This is a genomic window from Brevibacillus sp. HB1.4B (assembly GCF_013284285.1).
In the GTDB taxonomy this organism is placed as follows: domain Bacteria; phylum Bacillota; class Bacilli; order Brevibacillales; family Brevibacillaceae; genus Brevibacillus; species Brevibacillus porteri.
Map to the genome: position 1 here is coordinate 365,512 of NZ_JABSUT010000003.1, position 19,547 is coordinate 385,058.

At 47.9% G+C, this 19,547-nt stretch carries 18 protein-coding genes; 14 read left to right on the forward strand and 4 right to left on the reverse strand.

The features are described 5' to 3' along the window. The first annotated feature begins 96 nt into the window (after positions 1-96). Positions 97-1,227 carry a tRNA guanosine(34) transglycosylase Tgt gene (gene tgt / locus HP398_RS09630; RefSeq protein ID WP_007717557.1) on the forward strand — a complete coding sequence of 377 codons (1,131 nt, stop codon included), beginning with the start codon at positions 97-99 and terminating at the stop codon, positions 1,225-1,227. Between the two features lie 18 nt (positions 1,228-1,245). Then, positions 1,246-1,566, forward strand: a complete 321-nt coding sequence (yajC, locus tag HP398_RS09635) for a preprotein translocase subunit YajC (RefSeq protein WP_017247568.1) — start codon at positions 1,246-1,248, stop codon at positions 1,564-1,566. A gap of 49 nt (positions 1,567-1,615) precedes the next feature. On the opposite strand, the gene HP398_RS09640 is transcribed toward yajC, so the two are convergent. Next, positions 1,616-2,032 carry a TIGR04086 family membrane protein gene (locus HP398_RS09640; RefSeq protein ID WP_017247569.1) on the reverse strand — a complete coding sequence of 139 codons (417 nt, stop codon included), beginning with the start codon at positions 2,030-2,032 and terminating at the stop codon, positions 1,616-1,618. A 131-nt stretch (positions 2,033-2,163) separates the two neighbouring features. On the opposite strand from HP398_RS09640, the gene corA reads away from it, so the two are divergent. Together corA and HP398_RS09650 are read left to right on the forward strand one after the other, a co-directional pair. After that, on the forward strand, positions 2,164-3,141 hold the full coding sequence (gene corA, locus HP398_RS09645; protein ID WP_007717563.1) for a magnesium/cobalt transporter CorA: 978 nt from the start codon (positions 2,164-2,166) through the stop codon (positions 3,139-3,141). 67 nt (positions 3,142-3,208) lie between these two features. Continuing rightward, entirely contained in the window at positions 3,209-3,922 is a 714-nt protein-coding gene (locus HP398_RS09650) for a DUF421 domain-containing protein (protein ID WP_017247571.1), read from the forward strand. A gap of 3 nt (positions 3,923-3,925) precedes the next feature. On the opposite strand, the gene spoVB is transcribed toward HP398_RS09650, so the two are convergent. Further along, entirely contained in the window at positions 3,926-5,512 is a 1,587-nt protein-coding gene (spoVB, locus tag HP398_RS09655; RefSeq protein ID WP_017247572.1) for a stage V sporulation protein B, read from the reverse strand. Between the two features lie 87 nt (positions 5,513-5,599). Between spoVB and HP398_RS09660 the strand changes: the two genes are divergently transcribed. From HP398_RS09660 to HP398_RS09695, 8 genes are all read left to right on the forward strand, one after another. Continuing rightward, a complete protein-coding gene (locus HP398_RS09660) occupies positions 5,600-5,836 on the forward strand; it encodes a post-transcriptional regulator (RefSeq protein ID WP_017247573.1) in 237 nt (78 codons plus the stop codon). 185 nt (positions 5,837-6,021) lie between these two features. After that, positions 6,022-7,260, forward strand: a complete 1,239-nt coding sequence (gene secD / locus HP398_RS09665; RefSeq protein WP_017247574.1) for a protein translocase subunit SecD — start codon at positions 6,022-6,024, stop codon at positions 7,258-7,260. Continuing rightward, positions 7,250-8,167 carry a protein translocase subunit SecF gene (gene secF, locus HP398_RS09670; protein WP_173622461.1) on the forward strand — a complete coding sequence of 306 codons (918 nt, stop codon included), beginning with the start codon at positions 7,250-7,252 and terminating at the stop codon, positions 8,165-8,167. Before secD ends, secF begins: the two co-directional genes overlap by 11 nt. 164 nt (positions 8,168-8,331) lie before the next feature. Beyond that, positions 8,332-10,680: a single-stranded-DNA-specific exonuclease RecJ gene (recJ, locus tag HP398_RS09675; protein WP_173622462.1), complete on the forward strand. Its 2,349-nt coding sequence runs from the start codon at positions 8,332-8,334 to the stop codon at positions 10,678-10,680. A gap of 12 nt (positions 10,681-10,692) precedes the next feature. After that, entirely contained in the window at positions 10,693-11,205 is a 513-nt protein-coding gene (locus HP398_RS09680) for an adenine phosphoribosyltransferase (RefSeq protein WP_017247577.1), read from the forward strand. A 383-nt stretch (positions 11,206-11,588) separates the two neighbouring features. After that, entirely contained in the window at positions 11,589-13,760 is a 2,172-nt protein-coding gene (locus HP398_RS09685) for a RelA/SpoT family protein (RefSeq protein WP_173622463.1), read from the forward strand. A 51-nt stretch (positions 13,761-13,811) separates the two neighbouring features. Beyond that, entirely contained in the window at positions 13,812-14,249 is a 438-nt protein-coding gene (dtd, locus tag HP398_RS09690) for a D-aminoacyl-tRNA deacylase (protein WP_173622464.1), read from the forward strand. Between the two features lie 25 nt (positions 14,250-14,274). Further along, positions 14,275-14,835 carry a short-chain dehydrogenase gene (locus HP398_RS09695; protein WP_173622465.1) on the forward strand — a complete coding sequence of 187 codons (561 nt, stop codon included), beginning with the start codon at positions 14,275-14,277 and terminating at the stop codon, positions 14,833-14,835. Between the two features lie 65 nt (positions 14,836-14,900). Here HP398_RS09695 and HP398_RS09700 read toward each other — a convergent pair whose 3' ends face one another. Together HP398_RS09700 and HP398_RS09705 are read right to left on the reverse strand one after the other, a co-directional pair. After that, on the reverse strand, positions 14,901-15,395 hold the full coding sequence (locus HP398_RS09700) for a DinB family protein (RefSeq protein WP_026042973.1): 495 nt from the start codon (positions 15,393-15,395) through the stop codon (positions 14,901-14,903). Positions 15,396-15,630: 235 nt separating this feature from the next. Continuing rightward, on the reverse strand, positions 15,631-17,520 hold the full coding sequence (locus HP398_RS09705) for an N-acetylmuramoyl-L-alanine amidase family protein (protein ID WP_017247582.1): 1,890 nt from the start codon (positions 17,518-17,520) through the stop codon (positions 15,631-15,633). A 155-nt stretch (positions 17,521-17,675) separates the two neighbouring features. Between HP398_RS09705 and HP398_RS09710 the strand changes: the two genes are divergently transcribed. Both HP398_RS09710 and HP398_RS09715 read left to right on the forward strand, forming a co-directional pair. Then, positions 17,676-17,846: a hypothetical protein gene (locus HP398_RS09710; protein ID WP_017247583.1), complete on the forward strand. Its 171-nt coding sequence runs from the start codon at positions 17,676-17,678 to the stop codon at positions 17,844-17,846. A gap of 94 nt (positions 17,847-17,940) precedes the next feature. Then, positions 17,941-19,464: a coproporphyrinogen III oxidase gene (locus HP398_RS09715; protein ID WP_173622466.1), complete on the forward strand. Its 1,524-nt coding sequence runs from the start codon at positions 17,941-17,943 to the stop codon at positions 19,462-19,464. The last annotated feature ends 83 nt before the right edge of the window (positions 19,465-19,547 follow it).

Genomic DNA, 19,547 nt, shown 5'->3' on the forward strand with positions numbered 1-19,547 from the left:
ATAAGTGTATACTTATTAGTCAGGTGGGTTTACTTCACCCAGAAGTTTTTCTATAATAGGTAAGACTTACATACATAGCTTGAGGAGTGCAAAGATTTGGCTGTACGCTACGAGTTAATCAAAACATGCAAGCAAACTGGTGCACGTCTCGGTAAGCTACATACCCCTCATGGGACGATTGACACCCCTGTCTTTATGCCTGTCGGTACACAAGCGACAGTAAAGACGATGAGCCCCGAGGAGTTAAAAGCACTTGGCGCGGGCATCATCCTCAGTAATACGTACCATTTGTTTCTTCGTCCAGGGCATGAAATTGTTCGCGAGGCGGGTGGATTGCACGGCTTCATGAATTGGGACCGTGCCATTCTGACTGATTCCGGCGGGTTTCAAGTATTTAGCCTTAGTAACCTCCGTAAGATCACGGAGGAAGGGGTATCCTTCCGTTCTCACCTAAACGGAGAAAAGCTGTTTATTGGTCCTGAAGAGGCTACGCAGATTCAAAATGCGTTGGGTGCCGATATTTTCATGGCATTCGATGAGTGTGCTCCGTATCCTGCGGAGTACGATTACGTAAAAAAATCAATGGAGCGAACAACCCGCTGGGCAGAGCGTTGCCTGAAGGCACATACTCGTCCAAACGAACAAGCTTTGTTTGGAATCGTTCAGGGTGGCATGTTCAACGATTTGCGCGCACAAAGTGCACGCGATCTCGTTTCCATGGATTTCCCAGGATACGCGATCGGCGGTTTGAGTGTGGGAGAACCATTTCCTTTGATGTATGAAGTGCTGGAGCACACCGTTCCACTGCTTCCGACAAGCAAAGCCCGCTATTTGATGGGGGTTGGTTCACCAGATGCGCTTATCGACGGAGCGATCCGCGGCATCGACATGTTTGATTGTGTGTTGCCGACAAGAATTGCCCGCAATGGGACATGCATGACAAGCCAGGGAAGACTGGTCATCCGCAATGCAAAATACGCGCGCGACTTTACCCCGCTTGATCCAAATTGCGATTGCTACACCTGCAAAAATTACACCCGTGCTTACATCCGACACCTGGTCAAGTCGGAGGAAACTTTTGGCATCCGATTAACTACCTACCACAACTTGCACTTCTTGGTGAAGTTAATGGAACAGGTGCGTCAGGCGATTGCCGAAGACCGCTTGCAAGATTTCCGCGACCAGTTTTTCGCTCAATATGGATTGGGTGAAGATAGATCTTTTTAATCGAGGGGGATTTTTTTCATGGATGGCTTGACTCAGTTTTTACCGATTATCATCATGTTTGCGATTTTTTACTTCTTGCTGATTCGTCCGCAACAAAAGAAGGCAAAACAACGCAACGCTATGCTTGGTGCTCTGAAAAAAGGCGACAAGATCGTAACAATCGGTGGAGTGCATGGAACGATCCAAGACCTGTCTGACGATACTATCACTTTGCGTATTGCTCATAACGTGAACGTTACGTTCGATCGTGGTGCGATCAACAGCGTAGTTTCTTCCAGCAACGAACCTGCAAAGAGTGAACCAGCGAAGAGCGAAGAAGCAAAAGAAGAATCCAAATAATACATGCGAAAAGCAGGTGGGTGATCCACCTGCTTTTTTCTGTCTTGTTTTAGCGGCGAGGCTTGATAACTTTAGGTTTACCGCTTTTATGCTTGTTGTTGGAATTGGCCGAATTCACGCCGAGAATCCCACCTAACGCAGCCACTCCGAAAGCGCCGAACAAGAACAGGAAGGTCCCCCATTGCATCGGTGCGTCAAAGCCGAGGAAACCGATCAAGAGGATGAAAAGGAAGTAAGTGAGTCCGGTAAGTCCGCCGTAGTACCAGCCCCTGCCGCCGCAACGACGTCCAGTAACGAATCCCCCGATCAAGAGGGCGATGGCATTGATCACGTACGTAAAATAGGGCAGCGTGCCTTCCCGTAACGAGGTGAAGCTAAGGAGCAAGGTCGCGAGCAACGCTCCAACTAAAACAAGACATGTCGTATACAATAGACCTGTCAGTACAGAGGTAGATGCACTTCGCACGGTATGTACCCCCTTTATTGGAAGTGTTTGTACATCTATATGAGAGGCTTGGCTCACGTATTCATCTTCGCGTTGAACATTGATAGGAATTTTCGTATGATGGATGGGGAACGAGACGGGGGTGAGGAAGATTGATCAAAACGTACTTTTATAATCACTCTGAACAGAAGATGTTTCACGACGTTGATCTGGCAACGAAAGATCAATGGCTGAAATCACCAGAGGATCTACTCTGGATCGATCTGTATGATGTGGGAAACAATGAACTGCCCTATATTGCCAAGATTTTCGACTTTCACCCGCTGGCAATTGAGGACTGCCTGCACGTCAGTCCACGTGCCAAGGTAGACAAGTACGATGACTACTATTTCTTCGTTTTTCACGCCCTGCGTTACAATGAAGAAAGTGATGACGAGATCACAACGGTAGAACTGAACGTTTTTCTCGGCCCTAACTACATCGTGACGATCCACAAGTCCCCGATGAATACCATCGGTCGGATCGCTGCCATGTGTCACCGCAATATTTCTTACTTGAACAGAGGTCCTGACTATTTGCTGTATGCCATTGTAGACGGGATTACCGATGAATATTTTCCCATTATTGATCGGATTAGTGTGCGGATTGACGAGCTGGAGGACGAGATTTATGAGCATCAGATGGAGGAAATTACCGAAGAGTTCTTGGCGTTGAAGCGAACGATTATTTTAATTAGGCGTGTGATCATGCCGCAAAAAAGAATTTTCGCGAACGTCAATGGCCGTTACTCCTTCGATATTTCCGAGGAAAACGTTCCGTTCTACACCGACCTAACAGACCACTTGGAGCGGATTTCCGATTCAACGGAAACCTTCCGTGATCTGGTAAACGGTGCGTTGGATACGTACTATACCATCATTAGCGCCAAAACAACGGAGACGATGCGGGTTCTTACGATCATCTCCACGATCATCCTTCCGTTGACATTTATCACCGGACTATTCGGGATGAATACTTTCGCATGGCTGGGTGAAGAAGCAGAACCGTATATGCTGATCGTGGCACTCGTGATTATGCTAGCCATGACGTTTGCCATGCTTCACATTTTCCGCAAGCGAAAGTGGCTGTAATTGGTGCTAATACTTTCCCTGCCCCCTGTTGAACACTAGTATCAAATGTTCTTGGGGGGCAGCGTAAGTGGATAATCTTACAATGGTGTTACTTCGCACCCTTTTCTCGTATTTTTTCCTCCTGATCTTAGTGCGGTTGATGGGAAAACGGGAATTGGGAAAGCTGTCCGTTTTTGATGTGGTCATTTCGATTATGCTTGCAGAAATGGCTGCACTGGCGATTGAGGATGTCGATAAGCCTGCCCTTCGGTTTTATTTGCCGATGCTGTTGATTGCCTTATTGGAAGTCGCCTTCGCTTATCTGTCATTAAAGAGCAAGAAATTCCGCGATACAGTGGACGGCTCTGCCGATTTGATTATAGAAAATGGGCAAATCAGGGAGCAGGCGATGCGTCGCAATCGCTTGAACATGGATGATTTGATGGTACATCTGCGGCAAAAAGACGTAAAAAACATTGCCGATGTTGAATTTGCGTTGTTGGAGCCAACTGGACAGATGAGTGTGTTTTTAAAGGAGCAAAAAGAAAAGATTACGAGGGAAGATTTATCGTTGATGAAGAAGCCACAAGTCGGTCCTATCTCGTACAAAGGTCTGCCCATCCCACTGATTCTCGATGGCAAGGTGAGGACGGAGGCATTGAACAAGATCGGACAAAACCAGCTGTGGCTGAAACGAGAAATCCGGAAATATGGAATCAAAGACATTCGAGATGTCTCTTTTTGCAGCATTGACGAACGTGGCATCATGTATTTGGACAAAAAAGACAAGCCGCTGCAATAAGCGCTAGCGGCGAGGGAAGAACACGGCGAGTTGTTCGCCGATCCACGGAATGCGACGCACGTCTTGTTTGCCCAAGACACGCATGGCGACGAGCAGGACAAAGTACAGCAAGGTGCTAATGAAGGTGCTTGCAGTCAATAGCTGACCAATGGATACGTCCATAAACCAGTGCTTGGCAATATAGGAACCAGAATAACCCATGAGAAGCATGGCGACCGCGATTTTGCCGAATTCACGAAGGTCGATCGTAAACCCGATTTTTTTGATCAGGCTGGCAAAATGCAGTAATGTCCCAAGTGTAATGCCGATATTAAGAGCAACGACAGCGCCGTGAATGCCGAATGCTGGATGTGCCGTGAAAAAAAACATGGCGACAGTTTTGACGATGGCACTGATCAGTGTATTTCGAAAGACGACCTGAGCGTAATCGAGGCCTTGCAAGGCGGCTGCAAGCGGTGCTTGGAAAAACAGGAAGACGGAGAACGGTGCCAGCTCTTTTAGCAGTACGCCAACCTCCCGATACTCATTGCCGTAGAGCAGGACACATAAAGGTTCTGCAAAAATGGTGAGCAAGACGGTACAAGGTGCTCCTATGACGAGTGTAATCCGCATGGCTTGATAAATGCGGCGATGCACGAGTGGAGCATTTTTTTGATAGGCCGCTTCCGCCACGGCAGGAACGAGGGAAACGGACAAGGAATACGTTAAAAAAGTGGGAAAAAGCAACAAAGGAACGGCCATTCCGGCAAACTGTCCGTACAAACCAGTTGCAGTCGAGGTGGTAAAGCCTGCGATGACGAGCGCATACGGTACGAGCATCGGCTCTAGTACGTAAGCGATGGAGCCGATGATACGGCTTAGCGTGACAGGGAGTGCGACATGGATGAGTTGCGACAAGCTCTTTTTGCTTGCTGAAACCGTCATGAGAAGGGGCTTATCCAGAAGCTGAGCTGCTGCTTTTTTGCTGCCTTTACGATACTGCCAGAGAATGTACAAGAGTCCGGCGGCTTCTCCAAAAATAATGCTGGCGACAGCCCCTGCTGTGGCGTACTCAATCCCTGCCGATAGAAACGACATCGTCATGACAACGACCAGTGCCATTCGGACGACTTGCTCCACAAGTTGAGAGACGGCAGTAGGGATCATGTTTTGCTTGCCTTGGAAGTATCCTCGCAGGACAAGAGAAATGCCGGAAATCGGGATCACCGGAATGGCTGCAAGCAGAACAATGTGTGCACGAGGGTCCGCGAATAGCATTCCGGATATCCATTGAGCGAACAAGAGGAGCAGGACACAGATGAAGAGGCTAATCCCGCCTGTGACCGACAAGGCTAGTAACAGAAATCGGCGAGTCAGCCGCGGATTATTAGCTGCTTCCGTCTCTGCCACTTGCTTTGCAATGGCAACTGGAAGTCCGAATGTCGTCACAGTAATCAGAAAGTATAAAAGGGGCACAACCATTTGATAAAGCCCCATCCCTTCCGCTCCGATAATGCGCGACAACACGATCCTGTGAGCAAAACCAAACACTTTGGTGATGCCACCAGCAATAATGAGGATGACCGTTCCGTAAAAGAAGGATTGTTTCATGGAAGGCTCCTTTGCAAGGATAAATTCACTCAGTAAAGAATATGGACGTGCCGCTGTCGGCATGACTACTTTGAGGGGGAAATTGGGATGGACCAAGCGCAAAAACAGGAATGGTATGGACAAGTCGCAAGTCTTTGTGTAAGCAAGGCAGAGGAATTTGCTCTTTTGGGGTACGACAACGTGGCACCTGAAGACGTTTGGGAATGCGTCACGAACAGCTATAAAGAAATGCCACCGATACACCAGCTTGTCAACGACATTTTGTCCTTGAAGCCTAACAAGTATATGAATTACCTCATGATTCAAATGTATAAAAATTCGTAGCGATTTTATAGAAACTTCCGGGCGGCCTCTTCGTATACGTACATGTCGCGAAAAACGCAAGGGGTTGGTTACCATGGTTCACTTTTCCAGCAATAATTGACACGTTTTTTTGTACTTCGTTATAATGGGCATATTGGTTTCTCGTCTAGGACGGGACCCTGTTAGGAAAGAGGGGTATTACTACTATGATTAAATGGGGAAGATTCCTCCTGTTTCTGGTCGTTGTAGGGCTTTTGGCTACGCTTATAACAACTACGACCAAGCAGGTGGCAGGAAACATCACACTCGGTCTGGACCTGCAGGGCGGGTTTGAGATTCTGTATGAGGTAGAGCCTCTCGAGGCTGGGCACAAAGTTGATATTGAGCTTTTGAAATCAACAGCACACATGATTGAAAAGCGGATTAACATCGGTGGCGTGGCTGAGCCAGTCACCACTACTGAATTGCCAAACCGGATTCGTGTTCAAATCGCATCACAAACAGCGGATCAGGACAAGCTTCGCGACTTGATCGGAAAGCCTGCACATCTGACGTTCCGTGATGAAAATGGCAAGATTATGTTGCAAGGAAGTGACTTGGCTCCAAACGGGGCAGCAGTTGGTTATGACGAGCTGAAACGCCCGCTCGTTACCCTGAAATTCTCTGAGCCGAAGAAGCTAGAAGATGTCACACGTGCAAACCTGCACAAGCCAATGGCGATCTATTTGGATGAGACGATGCAAACCAATCCGACCATTCAATCGGTCATTACTGGTGGTAGCGCGCAAATTACTGGAAATTACACACAGGAAACGGCACAGGAATTGGCTGATCTGCTGAATTCCGGTGCGATGCCAGCCAAACTGGTTGAGAAGCAAGTAACCTCTGTGGGTGCTTCCTTGGGAACTCTGGCTCTGGAGAAAACCTTGTATGCAGGGTATATCGGAGCTGCGCTGATCTTTATTTTCATGATAGTTGTTTACCGTATGCCAGGTATGATTGCGAACATTACCTTGGCTGGGTTTACCTATTTTTGTATGGTCGTACTCGACTGGATGAATGCGACGCTGACGCTGCCAGGTATTGCTGGATTTATTTTGGCCGTGGGGATTGCCGTGGATGCTAACATCATTACATATGAGCGCATCCAGGAAGAAATTCGTTCTGGTAAGACAGTCCTCTCTGCCTTCCGTGCAGGTGAACGCCGTTCCTTGGTTACGATTATCGATGCTCACGTGACGACACTGATTGCAACGGGCGTACTGTTCTTTTTCGGGACGAGCTCCGTACAAGGCTTCGCTGTTGTATTGGCGATGACGATTATCGTAAGTATTATTACCAACGTGTTTGGGTCTCGCTTCCTCCTTTGGCTGGTTGTCCGTTCCAACATGTTTAAAAAGCCGTTCTGGTTCGGGGTAAAGGAGAGTGAGATCCGTGAGCTATGATAAAGACCATACTGTAGTCAGATTCGACATCGTGAAAAATCGCAAGAAGTTTTTCATTGCTTCCTCTGTGATTATTATCATCGGCCTTCTGTTTACGCTATTTCAAGGGCTTCACCTCGGCGTTGACTTCAAGGCAGGAACTCGCTTGGATATGTTCATAGGAAAAGAATTCAATCCGACAGATTTAGAAGCAGTGATCAAGAAAGAGGTTCCTAATGTGAATTTCAGCAAGGTCACTCCGTATGGTAAAAATCAGGCTTATACACGTTTTGACCAAACCATTTCATCCGACACACTGATGAAAGTGGAAATAGCTCTCAAAGCAAAATATGGCGAGCAGGTCTCGAAGCAGGTTTCGTCGGTTGATCCGAGTATTGCGCAAGAGATGGTGAAAAAAGCAGGGATTGCGGTTGCGATTGCTGCTGTGGGAATTGCCATCTACATCGCGATCCGCTTCCAATGGCTGTTCGGTATAGCATGTGTCGTGGGGCTTGCGCATGACGTGTTTATTCCGATTGCGTTGTTCTCTATTCTGGGGTTGGAGGTAGACATTACCTTTATCGCCGCGCTTCTGACGATCTTGGGTTACTCGATTAACGATAAAATCGTTATTTTTGACCGGATTCGGGAGAACTTGAGAACGATGAAATCCAAGACAATTCCTGAACTGGAACATCTGGTGAACGTGTCACTGTGGCAAACCATGCGCCGTTCTGTATACACGGTAGCGACTGTATTCTTCACAGCTCTTGCACTTGCTGTTTTGGGAAGCGAGAGCATTCAAAACTTCTCCTTGGCCCTGCTGTTCGGTCTGGTGAGTGGTACGTATTCCTCTATCTTTATTGCAGCCCAAGTATGGGTGAATTTGAAAGAACGGAATATGAAAAAGAAAAAAGAAGTAGTGTAAAGGTGGACGAAACCGCAGGTGAACCCTGCGGTTTTTCTATTCTCTGTTTCTGTATTTGCCGCAGTTTGAAGCCACATGAGAGTTTTGCAAAAAACGGCATGTTTTATGCAGTTGTCAGCTTCCTGCTCCATCCTCTATAATGAATGAGGATTGGAGGAAAGCCCATGCTGAAAGCGAAAACACGCTGGAAACTGGCCACCTATGATGAGCAGCTAGCTGCTAGTATTGCCGCAGATTGCCAGCTTACTCCGCTCGTATCCAAGCTACTGGTGATACGTGGCATTGACACATCACAAAAGGCTCGTGACTTTTTGCAAGCCGGTCCAGAATTGTTTCATGACCCTTTCTTGCTGGATGGAATGGAACAAAGCGTGCATCGTATTCAACAAGCCATTCAAAGGCAAGAACCGATTTGCATATACGGCGATTACGACGCCGATGGGGTTAGCTCCACATCGCTAATGGTACATCTACTGCGCCAACTCGGCGCTGTTTTTGACTACTACATTCCCAACCGTTTTACAGAAGGGTATGGGTTACATAAAGACGCATTGGCGCATCTGCATCATAGCGGCTATAAGCTGATCATCACTGTCGATACAGGGATCAGTGCAGTGGAGCAGGTAGCGTACGCGAACCAGTTGGGTCTTGACGTCATTGTAACCGACCATCACGAACCTCCGGCAATCATCCCGGAGGCATTTGCTGTGATTAACCCCAAGAAGCCCGGCTGTTCGTACCCGTTTGATATGTTGGCGGGAGTGGGGGTCGCCTTTAAAGTGGGGCATGCCTTGCTGAAAGAACCGCCACTGCATTTGGCTGATTTGGCTGCATTGGGGACGATAGCGGATCTGGTGCCGTTGGTAGATGAAAATCGCATTCTTGCTCGAGCTGGATTAAAGCGCTTAAATCATACAAGGAACCTTGGTCTGCAAGCCTTAATCCGAGTTTGTGGGTTAGCGGATACCGAGCTGTCTGCGGGACATGTAGGCTTTGCGCTAGGACCGCGTCTGAATGCGAGTGGAAGGCTGGAGACGGCTGAATCCGCTGTGAAATTGCTGACGACTTCGGATATGGACGAAGCAGAGAAATGTGCCCAGGCGCTGGACGACTTAAACCGCGAACGTCAGGAAATCGTCGCAGCGATGACTGAGGAAGCTGTACAGATGGTGAATGAGCTGTATCCACCAGACCAGAACAATGTTCTCGTTCTGGCAAAAGAAGGCTGGAACGTGGGCGTGGTAGGGATCGTAGCTTCCCGATTGGTCGAGCTTTTTTACCGTCCAACGATTGTTCTTGGCATTGATCCGGAAAAAGGAACGGCAAAAGGTTCGGCAAGAAGCATTGCAGGTTTTGATATGTATGAAGGTCTGACTGCTTGCAAGGAATGGCTACCGCACTATGGCGGTCATACAATGGCAGCGGGGATGACCTTGCCTGTAGAAAATCTCGACTTATTACGCCAAAAATTAAACGAGCTCGCTGGAGAGTGGTTGTCCGCTGAAGACTTCACGCCGATGACCAAAGTGGACGTTGCGATGAGCATGGAAGAGATCAGCTTGACGGCAGCGGAGCAACTTGAACAGCTCGCCCCATATGGAATGGGGAATCCAACACCACTTGTTTTATTAGAAGAAGTAGAAACACAAGGGATGCGCACCATTGGGCGAGATGACAATCATTTGAAGTGTACATTGAACAAAGCGGGAACCTCTTTGGATGCAATTGGCTTCAACTGGGCACATGTAACAAAGAGAGTAACGCCCAAGGCACGTTTTCACGTATTGGGAGAATTGTCTGTAAACGAATGGAACGGAAATCGAAAGCCTCAACTGACGATCCGTGATTTGTCTGTTGGACACCAGCAAGTGTTTGACTGGCGAGGCAGTCGTGACAAGATAGAGAAATGGCAGCAAGTGATGGTGGAGTCAAATTCGGTGACTATTCTGTTTCGCGAGGATAGCTATGAGCCATTGGCAGCGAAAGCGACAAGCGATCAGGTGAATTCCTTGTTTGTGGTTGGTCGAGAGGGGACGAACATCACAGCCTCTTCCAACGTGATTTTGTATGATTTGCCGAAGCATCGTTCCGAATTGGAAGTGGTTCGAGTCTTGCTCAAACAAGCGGAGCGTATATACTGTTTGTTTGGTGATCCGGATTTGGGAATGGAGCGGCTTTCCTGTCCGGGCCGGGATCATTTTAAACAGTTGTACCAGTTTTTCGTCCAGGTGCCAACTGTTAAAAAAATCCATATGGATGCATTGGCCAAAAAGCTGCAATGGAAAAGAAATCTATTAGACGGCATGATCGCCATCTTTATGGAGCTGGAGTTTTTAGTAGAGGAGGCCGAGCAGTACACGTTGCAGACCAACACTGCGAAAAGGCCGCTCGAGAGCTCTATGCTCTATGCGAATTGGAAAGAAGAGGCACAGCTTGCTACGGATTTATTGCTTTCTTCTTCTGATGCAATGATTCAAGCGCTTCATCAATTGGTGGAACCAACCACCGTTTAGGAGGAATTTTTCATGGATTTTAAACAATACATTCGTGTTATCCCAGATTTTCCACAGCCAGGTATTCGTTTCAAGGACATCACTACTCTGTTGAAAGATGGCCCTGCTTACAAAGCTGCGATTCAAGACTTGGCTGTCTTCGCTCGTGAAGTACAAGCAGACGTGATTGCGGGTCCAGAAGCACGTGGATTCGTAGTAGGTGCTCCATTGTCGTACGAAATGGGAATTGGCTTTGTGCCGATCCGCAAATCTGGCAAGCTGCCATATGAATCCATCAAGGCAGATTACGACCTGGAGTATGGAAAAGATGCACTGGCTGTACACGTAGATGCTATCCAACCAGGTCAGCGTGTTCTGATTGCAGACGATTTGCTGGCGACTGGTGGAACCATTGAGACAACAATCAATTTGATTGAGCAACTTGGAGGCAAAGTAGTAGGAGCTGCCTTCTTCATCGAACTGTCCTACTTGGATGGACGTAGCAAAATTGGTGAAATTCCTATCAAATCGCTCGTTCAATATTAATTGATGCAACAAGGAAAAACGGGTGAAATGCCCGTTTTTTTCTTTTTTCTGCGGCTGTACATACTTTACAGGGGAATTCAGCTTTACAAGACGAACGACATACAAGATAATAGTATGAAATAGACAGACATGATACGTGCAAGTAAGCCTTCGCCTGCGCCAAAAGGCTTGGCAAAGCCCAAGTTTTCTAGACGTATAGGAAAGTTCAAGTGCTTCACAGTGCATAATGCGTCCAGGCTTAAACTTTCCGGAGCGCATCACGAAGTGCCTCAGCGTCTGCTTCCGGCAATACTTCGGTGAAACTTTCCGCTATAATGCGGTCGCTCCTCCGTGAGAAGGCCTCGATTGAGGTTATTTTACTGAGAGGATAAGGGAAGGAAACTATGATTACCGGCATTGATGAGATAGTAAAAAAAGCAAGCACCTATTTATCACAATCGGATATGGATCTGATTACGCGTGCCTATCAGCTTGCCGAAAAAGCGCATGAAGGGCAAATACGCAAATCAGGTGTTCCTTACATTATGCACCCAATCGCCGTGGCTGGTATTCTCGCAAACCTGCACATGGATGCCGTTACGATTGCGGCTGGATTTTTGCATGATGTCGTGGAAGATACTGAGATTACGCTTGATCATCTCCGTGAGCAGTTCGGACCGGATGTAGCTCTCTTGGTAGATGGAGTGACCAAGCTGGAAAAAATTAAATACAAGTCAAAAGAAGAGCAGCTCGCCGAAAACCACCGCAAGATGCTGGTTGCCATGGCACAGGACATCCGCGTCATCATGATCAAGCTGGCAGACCGTCTGCACAACATGAGGACACTTCGGCATATGTCGGAGGAGAAGCAACGCGAGATTTCCGATGAAACGCTGGAAATCTTTGCGCCACTTGCCCATCGCTTGGGGATTGCTTCCGTTAAATGGGAACTGGAAGATACGGCGCTTCGGTATTTGAATCCGCAACAGTATTATCGGATTGTAAATTTGATGCAAAAGAAACGGGTGGAGCGCGAAGCCTATCTGAATGAAGCATCAGATACGATCAGAGAAAAGCTGGGCGAGTTAAATATCGAGGCAGAAATTTCGGGACGTCCGAAGCATATCTACAGCATCTTTAAAAAGATGACAAGGCAAAACAAGCAGTTCAATGAGATTTATGACCTGCTAGCATTGCGTATCATCGTGAATGACATCCGCGACTGTTATGCGGTTCTCGGTATCGTGCACACCTTGTGGAAGCCGATGCCAGGCAGATTTAAAGATTACATTGCCATGCCAAAGACGAACATGTACCAATCTCTTCATACGACAGTGATTGGGCCAAAAGGTGAGCCATTGGAAGTGCAAATCCGTACATGGGATATGCACCAGACAGCTGAGATCGGGATCGCGGCTCACTGGGCGTACAAGGAAGGCAAAAGCATCGTGCAAGGCTCGTTTGCAGAGAAGCTGGGCAGTCTGCGGGAGATTATCGAAGGCGGATCGGAAGAGGCTCCGAACGCGCAAGAGTTCATGGAAAGTCTCAAGCAGGATCTTTTCTCCGATACGGTTTTCGTCTTCACACCAAAAGGCGATGTAGTCGAGCTGCCAAAAGGCTCTGTTCCGTTGGACTTCTCCTACCGGATTCACTCTGCCGTAGGAAACAGAACAATTGGCGCCAAAGTGAACGGCAAGATCGTACCGCTCGACTATGCGATGAAAACAGGCGATATCGTCGAAATCCTGACCTCCAAGCATTCGTATGGTCCTAGTCAGGACTGGCTAAAAATGGCTAAATCCGCGCATGCTCGCAATAAAATTAAACAGTGGTTTAAAAAAGAGAAGCGGGAAGAGAACGTCGCCAAAGGTCAGCAGATGGTGGAAGCGGAGATCAAGTCGCGCAGCTTTGATGTAAAAGAAGCGATGACGGAAACAAACCTGAAGGAAGCGGCAGCCCGGTTTAATTTCCAAGGGGCTGAAGACATGTTTGCCGCAGTCGGCTATGGCGGCATCACGGCTTCGCAAATTGCGACTCGTCTTCTAGACAAACTCCGTCGGGAGCGCGAAGAACAAAACCCGACCATTCTTGAGGTCAAACCCAATCCAGCAAATCGTTCTGCCAAGAGTGAGTCTGGCGTCAAAGTTCGTGGCTTGGATAATTTGCTCGTCCGTATTTCTCGTTGTTGTACACCTGTCCCAGGAGACCAGATTATCGGTTTCATTACAAGAGGTCGTGGGGTATCGGTGCATCGATTGGACTGTCCGAACGTACTGACGGACGAATGTACAGAGCGTCTGATTGATGTCGAATGGGATACCGATTTCAAACATAATTTCCATGTAGAGATCGAGATCACGGGCAATGATCGGAGCGGATTGTTAAACGATGTATTACAGGTTGTAGCAGAGACAAAGACGAACATTGCGGCTGTCAGTGGCAAGTCCGATAAAAATCGAGTAGCAACGATTCATATGACCATCTCGATTAGCAATGTGGATCATCTGTTGAAAGTAGTAGAGCGCATCAAGCGCATCAAAGATATTTACTCGGTTCGCCGGATACTGAGCACCTAATCCCTCGTGGATTGGGTGTTCTTGTTTACATAACAGAAAGGATGAGTCAGTGTGAGGATTGTCGTACAAAGAACGAGAGAAGCGAGTGTTACCGTAGCAGGTGAAGTCGTCGGACAAATTGATCACGGCTTAATGCTGCTGGTAGGAATTACGCATGAAGACACAGAAAAAGAAGTAGAATTTGTCGCAGACAAAATTGCGAACTTGCGCATTTTTGAAGACGAGGAAGGCAAAATGAACTTCTCTGTATTAGATAAGGGTGGTCAAATTTTGTCCGTATCCCAATTTACGCTGTATGGCGATTGCAGAAAGGGCAGACGACCGAACTTCATGGCTGCCGCACGACCAGATCAAGCTGAACCGCTGTACGAGCTGTTTAATGCCAAGCTGCGTGAAAAAGGGCTCCATGTGGAAACAGGACGTTTTGGCGCAATGATGGACGTACGTCTGTTAAATGATGGTCCTGTTACACTGATTGTGGAATCGTAATTACAACCATCAGGGGGGTGGCAACATGGCGCAAGAAGCATTGGTAATAGGTGCGAGTGGCATGCTTACAGAGGTCTCCCGATGGCTGGCTCACCAAGATTATCAAGTAACTGTGCTTGGTCGTGATCCGGGCAAATTAGGACATGTCAGAGACGGTTCAACTCATCCAGAGTCGATTCATTTGCTGCCACAAGACTACCACCAGACAGACAGCTTGCGTCAGGCTATCGCCGATCTCGTAGAGAAGAGAGGGCCGATGGATGTGGTTGTCGCGTGGATTCATTCGACTGCGCCGCATGCACTGCCTGTGATCGTAGAAGAACTGTCGCGTCCTGAGGAGCGCTGGCAATTGCTGCATGTGTGTGGGAGCGCTGCTTGGAAAAATCCAATGACAGAGCCTACATCAGAATACTGTATGTACCGACGGGTCATCCTCGGTTTTACATGTGCAGGTGAGCATGCACGCTGGCTGACAAATGATGAAATCGCAGCTGGGGTGATTGACGCTTTGCAAGCAAAAGAACGGCAAGTCATCGTCGGTCAGGTCGAGCCGTGGGAAAAACGCCCGGTGTATTCATCCATATAGCGAAGTCAACAACAAAAAACGATTGCCGAATGCAATCGTTTTTGTCGTTTCAGTACTGATTCGGGTCAGTGAATGAAATTGGTTGAAGGGAGAATCAGATTTTTGCCGATCAGGTTTGCGGAAATCGGCTTTTTCCCGATTTCTCGTGCCCAAATCGATAGCTGTCCGACATGGTGGATTTCATGAGCGATCATGTGTCGCATAATTTCACCCCATGTGTATGTAGCGATGCTGCCGTCTGGCTTCGTATCCTGAAAGGCTCTTGTTTCCATACTTTCATCCCAATTGCGCAAAAATTGAAGCACATCCGGGCGAAAAGTCGCCTCCAGCTCACGAACCTTTTCCAACCGGTTGTGAAGATCGAAGCTTTCTTGAAAATCTGGCCTTCCTAGCATGACTTGAATCCAGCTCCACTCTACATCAATAACATGGAACAATGTGTGCAAAATACCCCCGACACCCCCGATGCGCGGACGAAGCAATTCTTCCATCGGAACATCCTCACACCATTTCAGCCATTCTTCACGAACCATCCAATTGTACTCAAACATGGTTTTAATAGAAATCACTCCATTTTCAAAGGTTAACTTGTGATCACCTGCGTCCATACCGTGCGTTTGCTGATATTGTGATTGTTTTTCATCCGTCATCAATCCTTTCGATGCCTTATGATATTCGCAAATCCTTTTGGAATTCCTGCCTTGCCTTGATGTGATCGGATGCGCCATAAAAGAAACCCCCATAGGAGAGAGCTTGAGCAGCTTCTTTCGCATGGGGGTTTTTGTCAGAGAGGGATCAGCCTCCCTGATTGCTTTGTGTATTAAAGTACTGGACAATCCCTTTGAATAGACCTTCTGCGGCAAGATCCTGTTGTTTCTCGGAACGTGCGCGAATCTCATCGTTGTAATTGGATAAGAAGGAGATCTCGGCCAAAATGGACGGCACCGGGTTTTCGCGTAGAACGAAATAGTTTCCGTAACGATAATTCATATCCTTGTAGCTCGTCGCTTTCACCAGTTCCGTTTGAACCAGGGAGGCGAGCTTGCTAGAGTTACCTTGGCTGTAGTAGAAAATAATCGAGCCATTCGTTGCTGAGTTTGGATGCGTATTGTGATGGACGCTGACAAAAATATGAGCCTGATTTTGAATCGCAATGTCGACGCGCTGTTGCAGAGTCAGCTTGCGATCATCAGCTCGTGTCATGATGACTTTGGCGCCTGCTGCTTCCAACTTGTTACGCAGGAGCAGAGATACTTGCAGATTGACTGTTTTCTCTAAAGTAGAGAAGCTGGAGCCAGTCGAGCCACCATCAGTACCACCATGACCAGCGTCGACGACGATGACTTTGCCGGCAAGATCATTACTGCGTACCACTGCTGGCGCACCATTAGCTGAAACAAGCCAGCCTGCAATGTAGCCTGTTGAGCCGTCAAGGAAGTTTACTTGGAACCACTCGCCTGATTTATTGGCAATTCCGTATTTCTCACCAGGCTGCACCTGTTTGATAATATCGTGATCTGTACTCGGACCAGAACGAACATTGGTATCTGGATTCATGATCGTCACGTATGGGCCACTCGGAGTAGGCATGCTTGGTTGGTTCACCGAAATGTGCCAGCCTGCCACCCAGCCAGTTTTTCCGGCTGCCGTGTTGACGCGGTACCAGTCTCCTTGTTTTTCCAAAACAGTCAACTTGTCTCCGACTGGAAGTGTAGCTTGAATAGCACTCGTTGTGTTCGGTTCACTGCGCAGATTCAATCCGTCCGTTTTTACTGTGGCGGTTTGACTCGAAGAAGATGGTTGCCCAGTCTGAGGTTTCGTGCTTCCATTTCCATTTTCGGGCAGAGTCGGTTGACCTGTGTCCGGGTTGGTTTGATCGGTGGAGAGCCAAGCGTTGACTCCATCGTATGGGAATTGAATCCAACCATTTTGTCTGTTCAAGACCGTGATTTTCTCGCCCGCATGTAGTTGACCGATAGCAGGTGTACTGGCATCTGGCGTGGCGTATACGTACGGAGCGAAGTCCAAGGTGAGGCTGGCTCCTTGTACGGCGGGAGGCTTCGGTTGTGAGCCTGTCCCCGCAGGATTGGTTGTTGGGGGTGTGCTACCAGTAGAGGGAGGAGTAACTGCTTGTCCCGTACCTACTTCTTTTACAAGCCAGTTTGCGACCCAGCCTTTTGTTCCTGCGTTGAGTTGAATTTGGATCCATTCGCCACTCTTTTGCACGATGGGGTAGCGCGTACCTGGATTGATTGTTTGTACGACTGCATATGTCTGACCGGGTCCAGAACGAACATTGACATTCGTCGTGGTGCTCTCTACTTGCTTGGCAGATGCAGTTGCTGGTTTCTGTTGCTGCTGCTGTGTGCTGACGAGCCAGTTCGCTACCCAACCGTTTTGGCCGTTCGGAAGCTTTACCTGAATCCAGTCATTTTTGGTGGAGATGACAGGCAGCACAGTTTTGTTCGGCAGTGTAGTGACAATAGCGTCTTGGAGGCTAGGACCTGAACGGACATTGAGCTTGTCCACGGTGACCTGAACAGAACCGGCGGCCCAAGCTGCAGAAACGGGGAGGGAAATGGCACAGACGACAGTCAGGAGACTCCTCAGGATCTTTTGACGAACAAACACGATAGACATCCTTTCCGAAATAAGTAGCTTCTTGAATTCCTTGTGATTTTTCATGTTTTTACCAAAATAATCACTTCGCTATTTCTCCTGCTTTTTCCTGCAAAAAACGACAAAGTTCTGCATGGCTTCCCTGATTGCTTTTCGGCAGGCAAGGCAATACTAGATTTTACTAGACGCTAGCACACGCAGCTTTTCAGGAGGAATTCATCGTGAGACAGTCAAAGAAGGAAACATTCGCGCAAGGATTGAATCGGCAGTTTTTGTCTGTTGATTTTCAAGACGATTTGGAGAAAGAAATGTCACTCCAAAATGTAGAAATGGCCCAAGATTTTCATCCAGGCTTGCGGGATATCCAACATCCACGGCAAAAACGGCGATGACTTGCACATGATGCCACAACTTGTCTAGTTGACCCGAGTAATTCTCGTCGGCTATGATGAGGAGTGGCATTTTTGAAAAAAGCAGGTGAACTCCATGATACAGATCGTATGTGAGGGACACGCATTCGAGCGGGAACTCTCCTTAATTCTCGCGTTATTTTACGAAGATCCAGCGCTCACTTTTGTGCCGGAGTGGACAGGTGAGGCTGATTTGAAAATCATGCTGGCATTGACCGTGTATGAAAATGGAGTCGTAGCTTCGGGAGAGTTATGCGATGGCAAACGAAGCATCTCTCATCAGGTGGAGCGAGACTACGTAGCACGTGATGAAAAAGCGATGAAAAAGACGGCCAAGCAAGCTCTTTGCTATGCGCTGTTATTGATGTTGGAAGAATACACGGGCATGGAGCAAGGCTGGGGTATTTTGACCGGGATACGCCCGACGAAACTGCTGCACCAGTTGAACGCCGCTGGTGTAGACAGACAGGAAGCACATAAGCGATTGCAGCAGGATGTGATTTTGCGTCCATACAAGCTGAACCTTTTGCAAGAAATCGTAGACAAGCAGCTCTACGTCGTGCCTGACTTGTATCAAATTGATCGTGAACTGTCTGTGTATATCGGCATCCCATTTTGTCCGACGAAGTGTGCGTACTGTACGTTTCCTGCTTACGCGATTCGCAGTCATACGGCTTCGGTTAATCCGTTTCTCGAAGGTCTCCATTACGAGATGGAGCGGATGGGAGAGTGGCTTCGCGCGAATGACCAACGGATCACGTCCATTTATTTCGGGGGCGGAACCCCTACGAGTATTACCGCAGATGACATGAACCAGCTGTTTGAGACGATGCATCGCTCTTTTCCACACATGGGAGATGTGCGTGAGTTGACAGTTGAGGCGGGAAGACCCGACACGATTACACGTGAAAAGCTTGATGTGATGAAGCAGTGGGAAGTGGATCGGATCAGTATTAATCCACAGTCGTTCACGCAGGAGACGCTCCAGGCAATCGGACGTCATCACACCGTCGAAGAGACGATTGAGAAATACCATCTTGCTATGGAGATGGGCTTGACTAATATTAATATGGACCTGATCATCGGGCTGCCAAATGAAGGCGTAGCCGAGCTGGCGCACAGCCTCCAAGAGGTAGAAAAGCTAATGCCTGCCTCGCTGACGGTGCATACGCTGTCTTTCAAGAGAGCATCTGAGATGACGCAGAACAAAGAACGCTACAAGGTCGCTAGTCGCGAAGAAATTAGTAAGATGATGGATATGGCTTCCGAGTGGACAGCGGCGAACGGCTATGACCCGTACTATTTGTATCGGCAAAAAAACATTTTGGGAAATTTGGAGAATGTCGGATATGCCAAGCCAGGGCAGGAGAGCATCTACAACATCATGATCATGGAAGAGGTACAAACCATCCTTGGTCTCGGCTGTGGTGCCGTATCCAAGCTGATGGCTCCAGGAAGCGGCAAGCTGACGCGCTTTCCGAATCCAAAGGACCCAAAAACGTACAATGACACATACAAGGTTCTGGTTGAAAACAAGCTTCGTGATTTGGATCAAATCTATTCGGGTGCGAAAACGGCTGGACAGGTATGTGGCAAGTAAGTGATGGATATACTGTTGATTAATAAAAAAACCTCTATCGAGGCTTTTTCAAGGAGGAGCGACCGCGTTTTTGCGGAAAGTTT

What these genes read in the sequence shown, in the direction of transcription:
- yajC (WP_017247568.1), top strand. Translation starts at nt 1,246, where the DNA reads ATGGATGGCTTGACTCAGTTTTTACCGATTATCATCATGTTTGCGATT.
- spoVB (WP_017247572.1), bottom strand. Translation starts at nt 5,512, where the DNA reads ATGAAACAATCCTTCTTTTACGGAACGGTCATCCTCATTATTGCTGGT.
- HP398_RS09660 (WP_017247573.1), top strand. Translation starts at nt 5,600, where the DNA reads ATGGACCAAGCGCAAAAACAGGAATGGTATGGACAAGTCGCAAGTCTT.
- secD (WP_017247574.1), top strand. Translation starts at nt 6,022, where the DNA reads ATGATTAAATGGGGAAGATTCCTCCTGTTTCTGGTCGTTGTAGGGCTT.
- recJ (WP_173622462.1), top strand. Translation starts at nt 8,332, where the DNA reads ATGCTGAAAGCGAAAACACGCTGGAAACTGGCCACCTATGATGAGCAG.
- HP398_RS09680 (WP_017247577.1), top strand. Translation starts at nt 10,693, where the DNA reads ATGGATTTTAAACAATACATTCGTGTTATCCCAGATTTTCCACAGCCA.
- HP398_RS09685 (WP_173622463.1), top strand. Translation starts at nt 11,589, where the DNA reads ATGATTACCGGCATTGATGAGATAGTAAAAAAAGCAAGCACCTATTTA.
- HP398_RS09695 (WP_173622465.1), top strand. Translation starts at nt 14,275, where the DNA reads ATGGCGCAAGAAGCATTGGTAATAGGTGCGAGTGGCATGCTTACAGAG.
- HP398_RS09705 (WP_017247582.1), bottom strand. Translation starts at nt 17,520, where the DNA reads ATGAAAAATCACAAGGAATTCAAGAAGCTACTTATTTCGGAAAGGATG.
- HP398_RS09715 (WP_173622466.1), top strand. Translation starts at nt 17,941, where the DNA reads ATGATACAGATCGTATGTGAGGGACACGCATTCGAGCGGGAACTCTCC.